The following is a 22,546-nucleotide window of genomic DNA, read 5'->3' on the forward strand; positions in this document are numbered from 1 at the left end:
CACTTGAATCATGAACGGGAGAGTTCCCATGACACCGGCCGCTAAGATGAATAAAAAAAACCGTTTAGGCAGATTGCTTGCCACAACCTGCCTTACAGCCCTGCCGGTGTTTGCAAGCAGCGGTCACGCGCAGCAGATAAATGAGACGGGTACAGATCTTGGCGGTGGGGCAGATAAAGGGACGGTCAGTGGCGGTGCGGTGAATGTCTCGGGAGCTGCCGATGTTCGCGGCGTTGGCGTTTCCACTGGTACGGGCTCTGATAGAATCGAGAACACCAGCCCGATTGATGTCGATGTGCTTGCGAATGAAGCGGTCGTATTCTCCGGGTTTAGCGCATTTCAAGATGGCGCAGATGTACGTGCTGAGGGCATCGGGCTTTTCGGTCACAATGGCCGGGATACACTCACCAATACCGGAGACATCAATGTCCAGACCACTGGCGTCGCAGGCGTCGTCAATCTCGGACTCAATCTGTTTGGTTTTTTAAACTTCAACGCCCCCTCTAATGTAGAAGTGATCAGCACTGGCATTGATGGCGGTTTTGGCGCTGACGTGATCGATAACCAAGGGACAATTTTTTCGAATTCTATCGCTGGAATTTCGATGATCGGCCAGAATCCGAGTTCGTTTGAACAGGGCGCCATCGTCGAAATCACTTCCAATGCGACAACTACGGGCATTCGCGGCACACGCAATCGTTACGAGACGCAAAATAGCGGCACCATGACTCTGGCCGCCGCCGCGAGCGCGACGTCATCGACGCTTGATATTGAAATCGTCAATGGCGTTGTTGTGGACTCGTCGACGAACGCCAATTCGACGGTGATCGGCATCGAAGGCGACACAATCCGCGACTGGATCAGCAACAGCGGGACAATCATCGGTGTTTCAAGCGCCAGCGCGTTGCGCGGATCCTTTGCGCTCAGTCTTTCCGATGGCGGCATTGGCGACAACTCTCTCAACGCAACCGCCATGAACAGCGGCCTTTGGGGCGGTATGAGCGATGATCAGTTGTTCAATACCGGTGACATAACGATTAGCGCTGGGGCCCATGTGGAATCGACCAGTGTCGAGATCAATCTTATCGACGTCTCCGGTGGTTCGTTCAATCTGGCGCCTGAGGCTGTTTCCGTCGGCATCGATGGTGGTATCCATGATGATTTACTCGACAATAGTGGCGCGATTAATTCGACGGCGACATCGGAAAGCTACAACAACAGCGTCAATCTTTCATTGATCGATGCGACGATTGTTGGCGGGCGTATCTCGGCAGGCTTTGATTCAGGTACAGATCAAGACGTTGAGCCACCTATTCAGGCGACGGCGATCGGGCTTTCTGGTGGTGACGGCGAAGACATGCTCTTAAACCATGTAGGCGGCCTCCTAGGGCTCACCGGCAACGCCAATGCAGAATCAGTGACGGTTTCCGTGGCGGCGATCGGTGTGCCTGAAGCGGCGTTTCAGTCGCTTTTTCTGGGTGAGACGCTTGCCTCGCTTGATACATTTGCGTCATCGCAAATCATTGGCATGACCGGCGGTCTTAACGAAGACCAGCTTTACAATTACGGCGACATCACCGGCATGACCACCTCGACTGCCCAACAGGTCGGCGTGGCGGTTAGCATTCCCGCAGGATTTCTCCCCGACGCGGCCGGCTATCTGCCCGGCTGGACGCTTGGCGGCGCCGGTGCGGCGACCTGGGCCGATGCGATCGGTATGAGCGGCGATGAAGGCGGCGACATTCTTTTCAATGACGGACTGATTGATCTTACTACGCTTGCCGATGCGCTGGCGGTGGGCGTTTCGGTGGAAATCCCGGACCTATCCAGTTCAGATGGCTTCGCGTTTGATTTAAGCTTTACGCTTGCTGATGTAGTTACGGACTCTGATGCCTTCATTACTGGCGTTTCGGGCGGTGATGGCGATGATACGCTCTCGAACACCGAAGCTGGCGAAATCATTGTAGACGCGACAGCGAATGCCGCTTCCACAGGGATCGGCGTTACCGCCGCAGTTGAAGCAGAGGGGGTCGTCAGTGAAGGCGTCATGGTGCGCGCGGCGACAGACGCCGAAGCAACAGCAACTGCGATGGATGGCGGCGCAGGCGACGATACGATCATTAATGACGGTGTCGCAGATGCAACGGCGAATGCGAATGCAAATACGGTCGGCGTTACCTTCGCGCTGGAAGGTGTTTCAGGGGGTGGGGCGGCTGGTGTCGCCGCCGTTGACGGCTCAGCGAATGCAACGGCGACAGCTCAGTCGATTACGGGAGGAGATGGCGCCGATTTATTGGTGAACAATGGCGCGCTTAGCGCCGACGCGACGGCGACCGCAAATGCAACAGGCGTTTCCGTGGCGCTTACCGGCGCGCAAATGGGCGGCTTTGCCGGCGCAGGGACGCTTTCAATTACCGGCGCTACGGCGACCGCAGACGCTTCAGGGGTTGACTGGTCGAGCGACGATCAGGGTGCGGAAAATCGCGGATCTATCGAGACAACTGCGACGGCGAACGCTGTTGGTGACTCGGTTTCAGTCGGTATGAGCGGTACGCTGGCGGGCTTTACGTTGAATGCGAGTCTGGCGGATTCCAGCACCACGTCTGTGGCAACCGCGAGCGCGTTTGACGCGCCGTCGGGCGATCATGAAATCACCAATTTTGAGACTTTAAGCGCTATATCCAACACCACGGCGGATTCTGATAGCATTGCGGCGGAGTTGGGCGTGGTCGTGCAGGCGGGGCTTGCGGCTGGCGCAGCACTCACGCGGACGGTCACGGATGCAACAGCAACTAGCACCGGCATTATCAGCGATCTTGGCGTCGATGAGATTACCAACCTCGGGACGATCACCGCAGACGCCACGGCTGATGTCAGTTCGACATCTCTCGCCATCGGTTTGAACGGGACGCTTGCCGGCGTAGCTATTAACGCGGCGGCGGCGGATGGCCGTTCAACAGCGACTGCTAACGCAACCGGTATTTCCACCGGCCAATTCGGCGATACAGCTCTTACCGTCGGTACGCTAACGTCCACGTCGAATGCAGACGCCAACGCCGACAGCGTCGCTATTGAAATTGCGGCTACGGTTCAAGCCGGCCTCGCGGCTGGCGCTGCGCTCACTCGTGCGGACGTCACCGCCGGCGCGAACTCGATCGGTGTCGCTACTGGCGACGGCGCCGATGCGCTTGGCGCCGCCGGTACAGTCGACGTCATGGCGACCGCCACGGCCGACGCCGATTCAGTTGCGGTATCAGGACAGGGAACAGCAGCGGGCGCGACGCTTGGCGCGACGCTCGTGGAAGCATCGACTACAGCGAATGCAGACGCCTCTGGCCTCAACGCCGGCGAGGGCGATGACGACGTGGTAAATGCGAGCACGTTGACAGCCATGTCCATGGCTGATGCGAGTTCCACAGGCGTCGGCGTCAAGATTGGCGCAAACGGCGCAGGCTTTTCCGGCGGGCTGGCGCTCGCAAACGTGTCGAGCAACTCAAACGCTGCCGCCGCCGCGATGGAGGGTGGTCTTGGCGCAGACGTCATCACAAATTTCGGCATGCTCGATGTTGATGCAGATGCGGATGCGTCCGGCGCTGCGGTGTCTGTAACGCTGGAAGGCGTGCTTGCCGGCGCGTCGCTAGGTGTTTCTTTGACCGATGCAACGGCCGATGCGACAGCATACGCCACTGGTATTGCGGGCGACGAAGCTGCACGTCTGGAAGTAGATTCAGAAAATGATGATGACGACAATGAAGTTGAGATTGCCGCAACAGGTTCGGAAAACGCTGACATCATAACCAATTATGGCGCGCTCTTTGTCGATACTGTGGCCAAGTCCACTGGCGCTTCTGTATCGGTCGCCGCCCCGGTATCATTTGTGCCGCTCGGGTTTGCACTGGCGACGGCGGAAAATACGGCAACCGGCAATGCCTATGGCGTAGACGGCGGATTCGGCGACGACTCGATCTTCAACATGGCGGATATCACCGTGAAATCCGACGTTGACGTCACTGGCGCCAGCGCCGCCGCTTCTGTCTCTGTTCTGGCGCTCGGCGATTTTGACGGCCGGGCCTATTCAAACGCCTATGGCGTTACCGGGGGGTGGGGTGATGACTATCTGTTCAACAACGCAACCGTTATGTCGACCGCACTCGCTGATGTGCTCGGCGTAACGGCGACGTTGAATCTGGCTGGCGGCGCCGTCGGAGATCTCAGCACGACAGCGGATGCAGACGCTTTTGGGATATTTGGAGACGCTGGACCGGATACGATTTTCAACGAGGGCGCCGTCACTGCAAATGCAGATGTAAAGGCGGCATCGACCAACGTGTCACTGTCGGTCGTCGGTTTCACGGTGAACGATGTTTCAACTCACGCGTTTGCCGACGCCACCGGGATCGGCGGCGGCGGTGATAATGATACCATCAACAACGCAGGCGAAGTGATGGCGATTACGCTGGCGGAATCGCCAGGGGTCAGCGTGTCGCTGACCGGAGCCGGCGCCATCTTTAACGATGCATCGACCATGACGCAGGCGACGTCTCACGGTCTTTCCGGCGGGGCAGGCGATGATGAAATCCTCAACACAAATGCTGTGACGGCGACATCTACCGCAAAAACGATGGGGGTTGGCGTTTCAGTCGGGCTTATTTCCGGCGGCACGGCGAATGTTTCAACTACCGCCGATGCGACGGCGCACGCAATCAACGGCGGCAGCGGTGCGGATACGATTGTTAATCGCAGCATGCTGACATCAACCGCAACGGCGACGACATCCAGCACCGGCGTTAATGTGAATATCGCTGGCGCGGCCTTCGCTGACGGCGACACGGACAGCATCGCCCATGCAGTCGGCATTGCCGGCGGCGGCGGAAGTGATGCCATCCTTAATGAAAGCGTGATTAACGCCACAGCAAACGCCAATAATAGCGCGGGCGCGATTTCCGTTTCGCTCGGCGGGGTCGCTGACGGCGATATCAACACCGTCTCGACCGCGAACGCCGCCGGTATTGAAGGCGGTGCAGGCGATGATGTTATTGGTCATGATGGCGCCATCACCGCGATGACGACGGCGAATGTGAATGCGCAGATTGTAACAGTGGGCGCAGTTGGCGCCGGTCTTGGTGATGTTCGTCTGACAGCGGCGACTAACGGTTTCGGCATTGACGGCGGTGAGGGTAGTGACGAAATCATTACCTTCGAGGATTCAACGATTGTCGTTGGGTCCAACATCACCGGCAATGCGAACAACACCTCTATTCAACTCGTCGGCGGCACGTCGAACAAAAACGTTTTCGGGTTCACCCCGTCATCGACTGGAGTCGCTGGCGGCGGCGGCGATGACAACATGGCGCTTTACGGAACCGCCGACATTGATGCGACCACGAATTTCACCCTGAATAATACGGCGATTACGCTGATCGGTGCGGCATTTGATAATTCCGGCGTGACGTCGAGCCCGACCGCGACTGGCGTTTCTGGCGGCGCGGGCGATGACGTCATCTATGTGGGCGATCTTGTTGACGCCAGGTCTACGAATATATTCAGCATGAGCGGTTTGACCGTTAATCTTGCCGGGTACTCTTCAACGAAGCCAACCGTGGGCGGCACGTCCACGGCAATTGGCGTCGATGCCGGCGGCAATAATGATACCGTCCTGATCGATGGCAGGATCAACGCAAATGCGTCCTCAACGAACACCGTTGGCGGCACACAGATTACAATCCTTGGCGCCAACCAGTCTTCCGCACAGACCGGCGCCATGAGTACGGCTGCAGGCGTTCTGGGTGGGGCGGGCGACGATATGTTGTTGCTGGACGGTATAACGGATGTGGACGCAACGGCGACAGCGAAACTTAATTCGCTCGCCTTCACGCTGATCGGCGCCAGCGTCGGCAATGACAGCATTACCGCGATCGCAACGGCGACGGGCCTCGATGCAGGAGACGACAACGATATCGCAGGCAATGGCGGCAGCATGTTTGTGGATACGACATCGACCCTGACCACTAGCGGCGCCATTGGCGTGAGTTTCGGCGCGGCAGTGTCCAGCGCGGCCACTACGTCTAATGCAACAAGCAGTGGCATATTGGGCGGCGATGGAGATGATTATCTGTTCAACACCGGATACCTTCGCGTGAACTCAAATGCATCCGGAACCATTAACCGTACCAACTATGCATTTGTTGGCGGCGCTGTTTCATCCGCAACGGCGAACGCCACGGCGAATTCGTTGGGCATCGGCGGCGGCGCTGGCGCTGATGACATCGAAAATACGGGCACGCTCAAGGTTATCTCGACGTCGTCAACCGATGCGTCGGGTAATACTATCGCAACTGTCGGCGGTGCAAAGTCGAGCTCTAATGTAGCGGCGACTGCGCGCAGCGTTGGTATCGCAGGTGACGCAGGCGATGATTTCCTGAAAAATTTCGGCGTTATCACCGTATCGGCATCGGCGAGCCCTGATTCAACGAACCTCGCCAATACAGGCGGATTCTTTACGGATGGTGTTACGGACTCGCGCACAACCACTTCGACGAGGGTAATCGGTATCGATGGCGGTACAGGAGAGAATGTTGTCTGGAACACCGGTGGCATCAACATCGAAACGCTTGGTACGGCGCGCACGGAAAGCCGGTCTGATGGGGATATTCTCGACAATATTTTCGGGCTTGATCTTGATGCTGTTGCGAAAGCGACTTCGTCCAATAATGGTCAGGATGCGCGCGGCGTAAGCGCCGGTAACGAGGCGACGACTCTTTACAACGACGGTGTGATCGACGTTGCCGTTCGCGGCCATGGTTACGCCTACGCCAATGCTGACGGTGATGCGATTGTCGATGGTGACGGCACCGCCACGGCAATTGTCGGCGTCAGTACCGGTCGTGCATACGGCTTTGTCGCGGGAAATGGCGACAATACATTGGTCAACGCCGGCGAGATCATCGTCCTGTCGCGACCGACAGGAAATGCCGATGCGATCAGCGACGCCGATGGTGTTGATGCGTTCGCGCAACCGGATTCCCGAGCGACAGCGTCCGTAAGCGTAAACAGCGCCAGAGCGGCAGGTGCTTGGCTTAACAATGGTGATGACGTTGTCGTAAACGAGGGTTTGATCGACGTAACCGCCGAGCCCCGCGCCGACCAGGCTGAAGCGGACGCAGGATTTGGCGGTGATGTGCTCGGGATCGACGCCTTCGCGACCGCTACGGCTAACGCAAACAACGCCTCTGCTTATGGGATCAGGGCGGGCAATGGCGACAACACGATTTACAATACGGGCGACATCATTGCTCGATCCATTCCGCGAGCGGTCGCCAACGCAGACGCGCGCGGGGTTGGGTTTGACGGAGACGCATCAGGAAGCGCCACGGCGAATGCGCTGAACGCTCTTGCAATTGGTGTTGAGACGGGCAGCGGAAATGATCTGGTCTGGAATGAAGGAACGATCAGCGCTATTTCGAATCCCAGCGTGTCCGCGACTGTCAATCGTGATACCGGCCGCGCCTGCGCTATCGACATCGGGGATGTTGAAGTTTGCGAGAGTGGAGAAGTCGGTGGATCAGGCGCCAATACCAATATTGACGGACGTCGCGCAATCGGTGTTTCGACCAATGGCGGCGACGACTTTATCGTCAACGCGGGAACGATCACACCGTCCCTTGGAAATGCGACCGGCAATGGCGAAGCCATACTCATGGGTTCAGGCGATGACTTGCTGGCGATGCTGGGTGGGTCTTCGGTTCTTGGATCCATCAACCTCGGATCTGGTAACGACACGCTGCTATTGAGCGGCGCATCGACATCAAATTCCAATCCGACCGGAAGCAGCGGCACGGATACACTGTTGTTTGAAGGCGCCGGTTCATTTAATCGCGGCTTTTCGAGCTTTGAAACAGCAATGAAAACTGGCGAGGGATTGTACATTGTTCCTTCGCTGCCTTCAGTAACATCATTAGCCATTGGCGGCGGGACACTGCAATCGACTGCTAGTTACGCGTTTAATACAGGCGGTGTTTATTCTCCGGTAATTCAGGGCGGTGGTGGCCATGGACGTTTTGCCTCAAGTGGAACAGCAACCCTAGGCGGTGCGATTGAGGTTATCGATGCCGGCGGCGTTTATACAAACGGTGCGACTTTTGAAGTCGTTAGCGGTTCTTCTGTTGCGGGCTCTTTCGCGACTGAGACATTGCCCGAACCAACGCCTTTGTTGAGTTTTGACCTCGTGCAGCTTCCAAGTGCGGTGCAGGTCATTGCGGATGTCGCTAGTTTTGCAACCGTTGCATCGGCGAGCAAGAGTGATCAATCTTTCGCTTCGCAACTCGACGAAGCTGTCCCGGTCGCGGGCGGCGCTCTTGCAAGTCATTTGGCCCGTATTCAGCACCTGCCGGAAGGTGCTGACTTCGAAGCGGAAATTGCACAACTCAACCCTGCAAGGTTCAGTGATTTCGCACAAGATACCGCGGCGACAGCGCAACGGTTTGAGTCTGGCGCGCGTCAGCGTTTGTCCGAGCTACGGCAGGTTACTCTGGAAGGGGAAGACCAATCCAGTTTCGTACGGGGAGCGAACGCGCTCCGGTTTGCAAATTCATCACAATTTGAAGCTGGCGACGGCGTTATGTTTGGCGCATGGAGGGCGGAGTTCGGCGCTGCTGGCGATAATTTCATGGGAGGCAGCGGAACGATTTCAGGCTTTGACTATTTAACGCCAACCGGCGCGATATTTGGCGCAAGCTTCGGGACTACACGGTCTTACTCCGCTTTTGCTGCTTTTGCCGGCGAGGAAGGGCAAATCGACAACTTCATGATGTCGTTCTACGCTTCGCAACGGATCAGCAGCAATCAATACCTTGATGCGATTATTTCTTACGGCGAACAGGAATACGATAGTTCATCAAACATTTCTGGTAGTGCACGGTTTTCACCTTTGCAAACCAATCACGAAGGACGGAACCTTTCCGCATCTATTGAAACGGGGCGCGGTTTTGCTTTTGCTGGAGGGCAATCAGAGATATTCGGCGGCGTTCGATACGAGACAATTGGCGAAGGCCGGTTTGAAGCTGTTGCCATGGGTGATGTCGCATTTGACATTGACCGGCAGGATGCGCACGGGCTTGAGGGCGAAATCGGGATCAGGTTTGGTTGGAACAAGAAATCGCGTGCTGGTGCGTTCTTGCCGAGGCTCAGTCTTGCCTATAACCGAAGGCTTGCTCTTGGCAGCGATCGCATTCTTGCATCATTTGCGGATGCGCCTGGCGTTCAATTTGATTTGCCATCAGAGTTACGCAGTAAGAATAAAGTCCGGATTGGAGCTGGTTTTGATCTGTTGACCGCCCACAATGTTTCTGTTTCAAGCAGGTTCGAGGTTGACGCAGTCTCGCCCGATGAGAATGCGAGAGGCCTGCTGGACCTGAAATTTCGCTGGTAACTCCAATGAGGCGGAAGCGGTGAGAATTTTGAATAATACGATCTACGGGCTTTCGGACCGTTTTTCCGGCTAACCAGTGAACGTCGCCAGTGTTGCATGCAAACGGCGCCATGGTGGACCATTTTGCGTCTCTTCAGTGACAAGGAAACTAAAACTTGTATCTCAGGCCACCGTAAAAGGACGCCGGCGCGCCCGGTGTGAAGATGCGCGCGTTGTCAAGATTTTGTGAGAGCACCGGTGTTACGCCGCCGACATAGGCACGGTCCGTAATATTCTCTCCGGATGCGAAGAGTTCAATGTTCTCGCTTAACGCGAGACCGGCGGAAAATCCGATCACCGCGCCGGTGGGAACCGATACTTCGTTCAGGTGATCGGCGAAATGATCCCCGCGCGTGTAGGACAGATTCACGGCGGCGAACCAGCGATCATTGACGGCGTAGCGCAGCTCGCCGCGATAAAGATGCAAAGGCGCGCCCGCGATGCGGTTTCCGTCAATGGAGCCTAAAGGGTCAGCATCGGTAAAGCGGAAATTGTTATAGTTGTAGACGTTTCGTAAGGTAAGCGCCGCATCGCGCCGGCGCATTGTTGCAGGAAAGAAATTCAGATCGATGCCTGCCTCAACGCCTTTATGGGTAGTTTGATCGACGTTTTCAAAAACGTCGCTGTTCACAAAGCTTGAGGGGTCGGCGATGTTGATGATCTCGTTTTCGACATCCGTGTCATAATAGGCGATATCCCAGCCGATCCAATCGGTAAACGATCCGCGCAGACCGGCTTCGATGGTGAAAGAGTCCTGCTCATCGAGGCCGCTGAATGATGTCGCGTCTTCTGCGATAAGTTCATAAAATGACGGCGGCTCGTACGCGCGGCTGACGCTGGTATAAACTTCAATCGTATCGAGAAGTTTGTAGGCTGCGCCGGCGCGCGCGGAAATGCCTGTGAAAGACCGGTCATCGGTATCGTCGTCTTCAAGGTCGGTGAGCGTTCTTTCAACGCGAATAAACTTCGCGCCAAGGTCAACCACAAGTTTTTTAAAAGGCTTGTAGAAGCCCTGGACGTAACCGCTGATATTCTTTGAACGGTGTTGCGTATTGGCGGTGATGTCGCCTCTAGCGCCTTCGATGTTTTCGAAACGGTCGGAATCCTGGCGCCCTGTCGCGTAAGATCCTCCAGCACGGTACATCAATTCCCGGCCGAAAACCGGCATGACGCGTTCAAACTGCGTGCGGACGCCCCATTCGCTCCCTTCTTCCTCTATGAACCCGGCGAAATCGATTTGCGGGCTTGTAACCTCGCGGCGGGTGTAATGACCGCTGACGTCAATATCGTGTCCAAGCAGGCTGAACCGCGTGTTGCTCGCGACGCGTCCCTCTCGGATATCGCGCGCGAAATCATCCTGACGCGCGCCGTCAAGCAGGTTGAAGACCGGTCCGCCCGGAAATAGCGGCCCTAACGTCACCGGCGGGGTCGGCTCTTGCGGATCACTTAAGGCAAGTCCGGGCTCCAGCCCGCCGGCAAGCTCTGTTTTGCTGTTGACGATATCGATAAACAGGCGCGTCGAGACGGCATCGGCAATACGATAGCCAAGGTTCCCGTGAAATTGTTGGCTCGAGCGCCGGTTGTTATCGCGGAAACCGTTTTCGTAAACCCCGGTAGCGGAAAGATAGTAGTCGAGCGCCGAGGCTTCTTTCCCATTAGCAATTGCGATGTGCGCCTGGCCGGCAGGTTTGCCATCCATGCTAGCGTCACCCTCGGCTCGCGCGGTTAGACCCTGGCGCGCCGTACGTCCGGTCTTTGATACGAAATTCACCGCACCGCCGAGATTGTCGCCGCCTTCACGCAAATTTGCGACGCCGCGATAAATTTTGATCGATTTCGTTGATTGCAGGTCGATTTCCGATGTGTTGCTTGTTCCATGAACATCCGTCACAGGCGCGCCGTCACGATAAACGGCGACGGTCGAGCGATGCTGGTTATTGCCGTAGGAAAATCCGCGAATTGCAATGCGCGGCTCTTGAATATCAAGCCCGTTTATTTGAACCCCGGGCGCAAAAAACAGTCCGTCGCCAATGTCGTCAGCATAGTTGTCTGTAAAGTCACTTTCGTCGCGCGTGTCTGTGGCGGCCGCGCGCGAGCGTTGAATATATTCGTCAAGCGGCCGATCACGCAGAGTGCGCGCGTAGGTAATGCTAGATTGTTCTTCGTTTCCAGAAGACTGCACAATGGCGGCTTCGGCGGACGCCATGGCAAGGGCGAGGGCGGAACACGCCGACAACCAGATCTTTTTTTTGGGCGTCACGTTCACTCTCCTCGTCACATCAGAACAAAACGCATCAAGCCGCATGCTGGCGGAAAATTTGCTTCTGTTCTGAAATCCCCTGGTATTTGCCGCCTGCTAAGAGAACAGGCCGATATTGGTTTGGCTAAAGTTTGAAAGACCCGGCAGCGCATCGTTTAATTCGCTGTTGTTTAAGCCGAACCATCCGCCAAGCGTTGCAGCGAACTGGTCAACGGCGGTTGTTGGAATAAGCCTGCCGTTTCCTGTGTCGTACTCATGATCAATCACCGGCTCCGGAAAATCCCCGATGATGCGCGCGCCATTGACGCCGCCGCCAATGACTAAATGATGCGCGCCCCATCCGTGATCGGTGCCGTCTCGGTTGACTGTTAATGTCCGGCCGAAATCAGATGCGGTGAACGATGCAACATCCTGATCGATGCCCATTTCAACAGTCGCTTCATAAAATGCGCGCATGGCCTCGGCGATGCCGGTATGAAGGCGCGGCATGCTCTGATGCTGGTTGGAATGGGTGTCGTAGCCGCCGTCGCCGACAAAAAAGACCTGGCGGCTGACGCCCAGCGAGGCGCGAAGCGCGATTATCCGCGCGACCACCTGAAGCTGCGCGCCCAGGCGGGACTGCGGAAACGCGGTTGCGAAGGGCGCGGCGCCGCCAAAGGACTCGCGCAAAGTGCGGTTGGCGTCAATCGACCGGTTCATTACGCCTGAGAAATCACGTTGAAGCAGATTCGTTAGTGACTGGCCTTCCGCTCTCAGGCTTGCCTCATAGATGCCGGGCAGTTGAGAAGAGCCAAACAGCGAGCTTTCGCCGAGGCCGCGAATTTCCTGTGGCCCGTTCGAACCGACCTGATATTGACCGACGATTTCTCCTTGCAGGAATACTGTCGATCCCGATGTCGAAACGGTGGTGAACGTCGCGTCGGAATTCCCTAGCGACGCTGCAATCATATCCGCCAGTCGCCCGCCCCAGCCGAACTGGGCGCCTTCGGGACGGGAAGACATCCAGACCGATTGCTGGTCGTTATGGGAGAAAAGCCGGGGCGGGCGTGGCGCGGTGCGGTTCTGGTATTCGGTGCGGTTTAGCGGAACAACGAGTGGTCCGACGTTGGAAACGATGGCGCCGTCCCCGCGATTGATAAGTTCGTGCAACGGACCAAGTTCAGGCGGCAGCGCGAACTGGCGGCCGCCAAAGGCGCCAGCGTTTGCAAGCGTAAGCGGTAAAAGCTGATCGCGCTCGCGGGTTGAGCCGCCTTCATTGTCATCATAGCGATTAAAAAGGGAGCTTCTGATATCTGCGTATTGGTTATAGCTGGCAGTGTCATACGGAATAACCGTATCGTGCCCGTCCATGCCGCCGAACAAGAATACGCACACCAATGCACGGTAACCGGAGGTGTCGGCAGCGAACGCATTGAAGCGCATCAGGTCATTTGCAAACCCCGTCGCAGCGCCAAAAGAGCAAGCCGCGCCGGATCTTAAAAAATTACGCCTGGAAAAGTTCATCACATTGCCCCTAGCGAGAAACGATATAATCGGATGACGTCATGATCAGAAGAATTGCCGTGCGCACGCGGAGGTCGTTGCGAGTAAACGTTCCGTTGCTTGAATCAATAGCGTTGACAGCGTCGATGATGCGCGAACGTGCGGACCCGCTGAGCGCCCCCGCGGTCAGCAGCAAGTCGAGGTGATCGACCAGTGCGGACGGATCGCCCGCTAAAGCCAGTTCGGGCGAATAGTCCGGTGCAATATTTGCGCGGTTATCGCGATTGACGATGAACTCGTCCATGAAGTTTGCATATCCGGTGACGCTGGCTGCAGTTGTGATTTGCAGTTCCGGCGCGACCAGGCCAGCGGCGGCGCTTTCTGTTCCTGGTGCAACGAAACCGGGGCGATAAAAGTTAAACACAGATGGCGAGCGGTACGCTTGTTGGTTCAGGCTGCTCGGCGCACGTGTATCGCGGAGGTCTTCAACGGCATCGATATTGGTTCGCGTCACGCCAAAGGCGCGCGCCCAATGCGTAAACCGTATCACCGGCTCGCGTAATTTTCCGTAAGCAGGGTCGGACATGAATGCAGCATCGCGAGCTTCATCATCCATCAGGATGGCTGCAACAACAGCGCGCATATCGCCACGCCCCGATCCGCCCGCGACTTCACCGCCGGCAAAAACGTACCTGCCGGACCGAAAGGCGTTTGCAACGCGGCCAACATATTGAGGGGAGGGGTTGCTGGTCACCAGCCGTTGAATAAGTTGCCGTGAAATGAACGGCGCTGTGTTCGGGTGGTTGAACAGCGCATCAAGCGCTATGGCAATGCTTTGATCTCCAGGCGTGTTCGGTGGTATGGTGACGCCAAGGAATGATTTGGCTTCCGGTGAATGTTCGGCTTCAAACATCACCAATGGCAGGTATTCCGATCGCACCGTGTCGGGTCGTCCAAGAAATTGACCGCGTTCCGCCCAGCTAAGGCCGGTGAAAACTTTCGCCAACTCGGTTACATCTGAATTGTCGTAAGTCTCGATTGGCTCACCCATGCCGTCGAGGCGCACTTGCCCATCGCTACCAAGTTCCAGCGTGCCAATTGTGAAAAGCTGCATGATCTCACGAGCGTAATTTTCGTCTGGAACGACTTCGCCCTCCTCATCGGCCTTTTGGTTTTGCAAGTACGTTAGCCAGATCGCCATGGCCGGGCTGTAAGTGATGTTTTCAAGGGTTTGGCGAAAGTTTCCGAAAGCGCCAGCGGACATCATGTCCATATAATTCGCCATCGCGACAGGGCGTTCAGCCAGCATGCCGTCGCTGTAAGAGGCCACGAGGATTTGCGACAAGGAAAATCCGACACGCTGTCGAAGTTGGTCATCGCCGACAATGGCGCGCGTCCAGAATGTTTCGCTGAGCTCATTTTGACCGGCCTCAGCACCGGATGCTTCTACAAGTAACACGCTTTGCAGCAAGGATTCTTGCGGCTTGGCGAACTCGGCTGAGATCCATGCTGCGTAGCCCATAGATTGCAAGCGCTCAATTTCTTCCGCGGTCGCGCCAAAGGTCGCCTGGTTCAAAAACCTGGATGCTTCGGAAGCCGTGATTGACGCCGTGGGGGGCGGCAGCGTGCCTGGAGGCGTCTCCGGCGGCGGCGACTCCTCAGAGCTTGAACACCCCGCGACAAAAAACATGCAAACCGCAGTTGCGATTGCAGTCCATCCGAATTTGTAAGACATCGCCCGCGCCATTTTCTTTTCCCAAAGCACGGGAGGATTGAATTCAGATGCAGGAAAGGCCTTGTGAACATTCAACGGACAATTTGTTTAAACTGTCCGTGACTGCGGAATTAGCCTTTATTTCAAAGGGCTGCAGCCAGTATTGAATTTTTGTCACGTTGCAAAAATGATCATACTTAGCGCATTCGGGTACGATTGAGTGCGCTCGGGATGCATCAAAATTCGTTCTAAATTTTCTAAAATCAATTTAGACGGAGTTGAGCAGGTGCATTTTAAGGGTGGCGGCGTTTAGCCGATGATGCCTTCGAGTTCGGTGAACTGGATCGTTGAGCCATCGTTTAACTCAACAACGCCTGCTGCATCGTCGGTAAAGATGATGCCATCTTCATCCGCGGAAACGATAGCCCCTTCTGTTAGGGTTACAGTCCAGTCGGTTCCGAACTCGCCAAGCGATTCCAGTCCGCCTTCAACCTGAATGAGGTCTGTCCAGCCTTCACCGCCGTTGATTCGGTCAGAGCCATCACCGAGGGCGTAAACAAATATGTCATCGCCATCGCCGCCATCCATTCGGTCATTGCCTGCGCCGCCGGTGATAACATCATTACCCGCATCGCCACGAATATTGTCTTTTCCGCCGCCGCCGGAAATAATATCATCGCCATCGCCGCCACGCTGGACGTCGTTACCATCACCACCGATCAGCGTGTCATCGCCGCCATTGCCGATTTGCGTCGTCTTGCCGGTCATGCCCGTAGCGTCCATGAAGTCGTTGCCAGCGGCGCCGTCAACACGTTCCACATTTGAGGAAGTCATGTCGATGGAAAAATCATCGTTACCTTGAACGATGACGCGGTCGTTGCCTGCGCCTCCATCAATCACTGTATCTTCCGCGTCAGCATAAATTTTGTCATTGCCCGCGCCGCCGTAAAGTTCGTCCGCGCCAGCATTACCGCGAATATTGTCTTTTCCGCCGCCGCCGGAAATAATATCGTCGCCATCTCCGCCACGCTGGACGTCGTTACCGCCGCCGCCAGTCAATGTGTCGTCGCCGCCATTGCCGATCTGAGTTGCTCGACCGCTCATGCCAGTAGCGTCCATGAAGTCGTTGCCGCCGGCGCCGTCAACGCGCTCAACACTAGAGGCGGTCATGTTGATGGAAAAATCATCGTTACCTTGAACGATGACACGGTCGTTGCCTGCGCCTCCATCAATCACTGTATCTTCCGCGTCAGCATAAATTTTGTCATTGCCCGCGCCGCCGTAAAGTTCGTCCGCGCCAGCATTACCGCGAATATTGTCTTTTCCGCCGCCGCCGGAAATAATATCGTCGCCATCTCCGCCACGCTGGACGTCGTTACCGCCGCCGCCAGTCAATGTGTCGTCGCCGCCATTGCCGATCTGAGTTGCTCGACCGCTCATGCCAGTAGCGTCCAGGACGTCATTGCCAGCGGCGCCGTCAACGCGCTCAACACTGGATGCCGCCATATTGATAGAAAAGCCGTTATTTCCACGAACGATTACGCGATCATTACCATCGCCGCCGTCGATTACGGTATCTTCTGCGTCCGCATAGATTTTGTCGTTGCCAGCGCCGCCATAAAGTTCGTCTGCACCGGCCTTACCGATTATACGATCATTGCCTCCGCCGCCGAAAATGACATCGGCGCCCGAAGATCCAACAAGCTTGTCGTTCCCATCCGTTCCGTGGATCGTATTTGTTTCATCCACGTCGCTAACGGCGACAGTAAGCGTGTGCATAGTCGACTCGCCGCCGGCGCCAATGGCCTCGATTGTGACTTCATGTAAATTTTGCGCTTCAAAGTCCGCAGCGGCGCCGTCTTTCAGTTTCAATTGATTGCCGACCATTTCGAACATGCCGGAGGGATCCTCGGCGATAGCAAAATCGGTGACGGCCTCGCCAGTTTGCGGATCGGTAGCTGAAATTGTACCAACTATTGCGCCGCTGTGGTTTTCAATAACTGTCGGCGTTCCGCCAAAGTCTCCATCAACGACGCTGGCGCCGCCCTGAAGCTGCAGGTGGTCGATACCAACAAGGTCTTCAATGGCGCCGTCCGATTGTTCATTCATCACCCAATTGTTGACAAGGCCCGGTTCAGTTCCCGGATCTGAGAACGGGTTGCCTGCATTGTCAGCGATTTCAGTTTCGCTACGCGCATAGTCGAATATGCGCACTTCCGAAATCTGGCCTTCAAATACTTGCCCGCTATCAAATCGGCCACCCTCACTATCCTGCTCCTGACCAAAAACGAGCGTACCGTCGGATTTGAGGTCACGAATGTTGATGCTGGTCGAAAATTCCTGTTCACCGTCTACATAAACTTTCAGTTCATTGCTCGACTGATCCCACGAAAACGAAACCTGGTGCTGTTCGCCGTCAAGCAAAGATGAGTTCGGTACGCCTGTGTTAATCTTCTGCCCGGCAAGGAAGACATGCAAATTACCGCTAGAACCCTCCATCCACAACAACGCCTCGTTGTCGGAGCCGTTGCTTGCAGCATAAGAAAACAGCGGTGTTCCATTGCCGACATCCGTTTGCGAAGAAACGAATGAGACTTCAACCGTCAGCGCATCGGTCGGGAAACCTTCCATATTCGCGGCTACTGCATAGTCGTCAGTTCCGCCATCTTCATTCAGTGATAAAATGCCATTGCCGAATGCGGCATCAAATGAAACATCAATCGGCGCCTCATTAACGTCTGCAACGCTAATCGTAACTGTTTGTTGCGTAGCCTCTCCACTAGAGCCAATTGCCTCGACAGTAACTTCGTAGCTTTGCTGAGCTTCATGATCGAGTGCGGCGCCGTCTCTCAGTCTCAGCTCATTACCGACAACTTCGAACAAGCCTGATGCATCATCAACCAGCGCGAAGCTGGATACCGCCTCACCAGTTTCACCATCAATCGCGGATAGGGAGCCGACAACGGCGCCCTCATTATTCTCGACAACCGTCGGCGTATCAAAACTCTCGCCGCCAATGACTTTGGCTCCATTCGATAACTGAAGGTCGTTGTTGCCGGCGATATCCTCAACCACGCCGTCTTTCGAAGAACTCATCACCCAGTTTGAAACGACGCCGGTCTGGGCTTCGGGCCCGTTCAACGGCTCACCTGCATGATCAGCGATTTCCTCAGCAGAGCGCGCATAGTCAAAGATGCGGGCCTCTGAAATCTCTCCTTCGAAGATCTGGTTCGTGTCGAAACGGCCGCCTTCGGCATCCTGTTCCTGCCCAAAGGCAACAGTCCCATCTGTTTTAAGGTCGCGGATGTTTACGGACTTGGAAAAGTCTTCCTGACCATCGACATAGACTTTGAGTTCGTTGGACGCCTGATTCCAGGTAAAGGAAACAGTATGTTGTTCGCCATCAAGAAGTGATGTGTTGGAAATGCCGGTGTTGAATGATTGCCCTGCAAGAAAGATATTGAGATTGCCGGACCCGCTTTCGAGCCACATCAACGCTTCGTTGTTGGATCCACCGTCTGCTGCATAAGAAAACAATGGTACGCCTGACCCAACATCGGTTTGTGATGACGTGAAAGTCACCTCGACAGTCAGGGCCTGCGTCGGGAAACCTTCCATGTTTGCAGCAATTGCTACATCATCGTTGCCGCCGTCCTGGTTTAACGAAAGAACGCCGGACTGTGAAATCGGCGAAAGTTCGAAATCAACAGGCGCCTCGTTGATATTGTCAACGTTGATGGTGAATGTCTGTTCAGTCGAGAGGCCGCCCTGGTCTGTGGCCGTAACGGTTACATCGACAGTCTGTGACTGTTCATAGTCGAGACTGACGCCATCCTTCAGTTTGAGCTGGCCATCCGCGACCTCAAACCGGTCATCTGAAACAGTAAACGTGACTGTGTCACCTGCGTCAGGGTCATTTGCTGAAAGTGAGCCAATCATCGCGCCGCTTGCGTTTTCAGAAACTGAACCGCCCTCAAGTGCAATATCCAAAGGACTTTCATTTACATCGGCTACAGGCACAGTCACTGTTTGCACAGAAGCTTCGCCATGAGTGTCCGTCGCCGTAATGTTGACGTTGATTTCAGATTCCGTTTCGTAGTCGACTGAAGCGCCTTCCTTCAGCTTCAGAGCGTAACCGCTGTCGTTTTCGACGATCTCAAACCTATCATCATCAACCGTGAGTGTAACGGCGTCACCTTGCGGATCGGAGACCGTAAATAATGCCGCGCCTTCGCCTGCGTTATTCTCTGTCACGCCATAGAGACTTGCATCGTCAACGCCTGGAAGACGATAAGAACTGCCGCCGATGACTTCTGTGGCGCCATCTGTGTCTGGTCCGGACCATGCGAGTTGCAATGTCTGCGACCCGCCATTTTCGAAGTAACGGACCTCGATATCATGAGACCCTTCATCAAGGTCCACGGTTACTGTTCGTGTTCTCGTGCTGTGAAGGCCATCATTATCGAGTACTGGCTGGCCGTCGATAAACAGCATGCTGCCATCATCGCTGGCCATGGAGAATGTGTAGGACCCACCTTCCTCAACCATCAACTGGCCTTCGTATTTCGCAGCGAAATAATCGCCTGGCGCACCCTCCCAGAATGCATCCTGGCCATTCATATAGTCGATGCTTTCGACTACCGCTTCAGCGTCAGGCGCAGCGTCGAAGTCAATTTGATTCAAATTACTGATCGAATGACCGACATTATAATATGACGCCTGAAGACCTTCGCCGCCTGTCAGTGTAATCTCAGGAGCGTCATTGCTGTCAGCTACCTTAACGGGCAGCGTCATTGAGCTGCTTGCGCCAGAAGCATCGGTTGCCGTCACTGTGACTTCAACAAGGGACTCGGTTTCGAAGTCGAGGATTGCATCGTCGCGAAGTTTCAGCGCCAGCTCGCCATCCTGTTCGACGACTTCAAAACGCTCATCGCTGACAGTGTAAATATGTGTGTCATCTGCGTCCGGATCGGTGACATTGAATTTGGCGATCAACGCGCCAGATTCATCTTCCGGCGCTGTCAAATTATCGAGCGTATAGCCGTGCTGATAGCTATCGCCGCTGATAACTTCTTTCGCGCCATCTGTATCGGGGCCCGACCAGGCAAGCTGCAAGGTCTGGTGTCCGCCATTTTCAAAATACCGAACTTCAATATCATGGGCGCCTTCATCAAGGTTCACGGTCACATTGCGGGTGCGCGTGCCATGCAGCCCGTCATTGTCGAGCACAGGTTGGCCGTCGATGAACAACATGCTGCCATCATCGCTGGCCATGGAGAATGTATATGAACCGCCTTCTTCGACGACGATTTGCCCCTCATATTTGGCTGCGAAATAATCGCGAGGCGCGCCTTCCCAAAACGCGTCCTGACCATTCATATAGTTCAGATTATCAACGACGCCGGCGGCATCTGGGCTAGCGTTGAAATCGACTTCATCCAGATTCCGTATGGCGTGTCCAACATCAAAGTAGGACGCTTTGAGGCCTGGGCTATTGGCAAGGCTTAGAACAGGGCCTTCATTCACGTTATCGATAGCGATGAAAAAAGATTGTTCGGTTGAAAGGCCACCCTGATCGGTTGCGGTGACGGTAACATTGACGCTGTTCGCGGCTTCATGATCGAGGCTGACGCCGTCTTTCAGTTTAAGCTCATTGCCAGCGACCTCAAAGCGATCGTCAGAGACAGTGAATGTATGTGATCCGCCGGAATCTGGATCGATGGCAGTGAGCTTTCCAACAATTGCACCAGAACTGTTTTCCGCGATACTGGCACCGTTCAACGAGATATCAACCGGCGCCTCATTAACGTCTGATACGCTTACGGTAAACGCTTGCTCGGTTGAGAGCCCATCCTGATCGGTTGCGGTTACAGTAATGTTGATGCTATCGGCGGATTCATGATCCAGACTGACGCCGTCTTTCAGTTTCAACTGACCATCGACGACCTCAAATCGGTCATCAGAGACAGAGAAACTGACTGTGTCGCCATTATCAGGGTCAGTTGCAGAAAGTGTTCCCGCTGCTGCGCCAGCAACGTTTTCAGCGATACTAGAACCATTTAGCGATATATCGATCGGCGCTTCGTTGACGTCTGTAACATTGATAGAGAAGTCCTGCTCAGTTGAGAAGCCGCCCTGGTCCGTCGCAGTCACAGTGACGTTGATGCTGTCCGCAACTTCATGGTCGAGGCTGACGCCATCTTTCAGTTTCAACTGACCATCAACGACTTCAAACCGATCATCAGAGACAGAATAGGCGACCGTATCACCAGCGTCATGATCAGTAGACGAGAGCGCGCCAACGACCGCACCAGCGCTGTTCTCGGTAATGGCGTTACCATTCAGCGAGATATCGACAGGCGCCTCGTTAACATCGGAAACATTGATCGAAAACACCTGCTCTGTCGATAAACCGCCTTGATCTGTTGCAATCACGGTAACGTCGATGCTGTCCGCAGCTTCATGATCGAGGCTGGCGCCGTCTTTCAGTTTTAACTGGCCATCGATGACCTCAAATCGGTCATCAGAGACAGAGAAACTGACAGAGTCGCCAGTATCAGGGTCGGAGGCGGATAGCGAGCCTACCACAGCGCCCGCGACGTTTTCAGAAATGCTGCCGCCACCAAGGGTAATATCGACAGGGTTTTCGTTGACGTCTGTAACATTGATAGAGAAAGATTCTTGATAGCTGTTGCCTGTGCTATCGGTGACCTGAATCAAAATATCGAATACATTCTGTGCTTCGAAATCGACAGAAACGCCTGGCTTTAAACGCAACTGGTCACCGACGATTTCAAAAAAACCTGATGAATCGCCGATAATTTCAAACGTCAGAACATCGTCAATGTTGCCATCACTGGCGGAAAGTGTGGCGACGACCGAACCTTCGACATTCTCGTCCACAGTAGTTTGCGACAGGGCGATATCGTCTGGCGCCAGATTTGGTTCATGGTCGCCTGAAAGTACGCTTGAAGGCTCGTCAGTTATCCCAGGATTGTCCGCGGCAGAACTCTTAGCGACTGCTCCGGAACGTACGGAATTGCCGTTATCGCTGCTGCCGACGGTGAAGTCTGGCTGTCGTGTACTGCTTCCTTGAGCAAAAGACGCTTCATTAGTTGTTGCGAAGCGATTTTCAGAACTCTCACGCTCATCAGTCAGATTTTCTTCAACACTTCGTGGCTTTTCATTTTCGGACGTTCCAACATCAGCGCCGCCCTGCGCGGTGATTGCAGCGCTCGTCTGGTCAGAAGCGCTTGAGTCCTCTGAGTGGTATGACTTTTCAGCCTCGGCATCCTGTTCGCCGTAATGAAGGTTTCCATATCCGTTGTCGCCTTCATTGTTGTCAAACTTGAAAGTCTCTCCGTCGCGAGCTTTCTTTAAGTCTTGGCGTTCGCTTTCCGCAGCTGCTTCAGCCTTTGCGTCAAGCGCATCGCTCTCCGAAAAACTCTTGTTTGAAAAGTTCGTTGAACCCTCAGTCGATGAAGTATCTTTTGCCATGACTCTACTTTGAACGCGTTACTACGCATCAGAGAGTATCTTGAGAGGCTTAACTAGAAACTTATCAGCCTGGTTAATATCCGCTTAAACATAGCCAAAACCATTGGCGATCACGTTTCTGAAAGGA

Annotated in this window: 5 protein-coding genes; 1 reads left to right on the plus strand and 4 read right to left on the minus strand. The window is 55.0% G+C overall.

All coding sequences use genetic code 11. From position 1 onward, the window contains the following. The first annotated feature begins 28 nt into the window (after window positions 1-28). Window positions 29-9,427 (plus strand): autotransporter outer membrane beta-barrel domain-containing protein, encoded by a 9,399-nt coding sequence (locus tag PUV54_RS09305; protein ID WP_274491950.1) that lies wholly within the window; start codon window positions 29-31, stop codon window positions 9,425-9,427. 148 nt (window positions 9,428-9,575) lie between these two features. On the opposite strand, the gene PUV54_RS09310 is transcribed toward PUV54_RS09305, so the two are convergent. The 4 genes from PUV54_RS09310 to PUV54_RS09325 all read right to left on the minus strand — a co-directional run bounded on the left by PUV54_RS09310 (window position 9,576) and on the right by PUV54_RS09325 (window position 22,419). Beyond that, a complete protein-coding gene (locus tag PUV54_RS09310) occupies window positions 9,576-11,726 on the minus strand; it encodes a TonB-dependent receptor family protein (protein ID WP_274491951.1) in 2,151 nt (716 codons plus the stop codon). A 96-nt stretch (window positions 11,727-11,822) separates the two neighbouring features. Next, window positions 11,823-13,229 carry a DUF1501 domain-containing protein gene (locus PUV54_RS09315; RefSeq protein WP_274491952.1) on the minus strand — a complete coding sequence of 469 codons (1,407 nt, stop codon included), beginning with the start codon at window positions 13,227-13,229 and terminating at the stop codon, window positions 11,823-11,825. A gap of 10 nt (window positions 13,230-13,239) precedes the next feature. Then, the gene (locus tag PUV54_RS09320; protein ID WP_274491953.1) at window positions 13,240-14,943 is read right to left on the minus strand and encodes a DUF1800 domain-containing protein; all 1,704 of its coding nucleotides are present in this window, start codon (window positions 14,941-14,943) and stop codon (window positions 13,240-13,242) included. A 288-nt stretch (window positions 14,944-15,231) separates the two neighbouring features. Then, the gene (locus tag PUV54_RS09325) at window positions 15,232-22,419 is read right to left on the minus strand and encodes a cadherin domain-containing protein (protein WP_274491954.1); all 7,188 of its coding nucleotides are present in this window, start codon (window positions 22,417-22,419) and stop codon (window positions 15,232-15,234) included. Window positions 22,420-22,546 lie beyond the last annotated feature (127 nt).

This window comes from Hyphococcus flavus, assembly GCF_028748065.1.
GTDB lineage: Bacteria > Pseudomonadota > Alphaproteobacteria > Caulobacterales > Parvularculaceae > Hyphococcus > Hyphococcus flavus.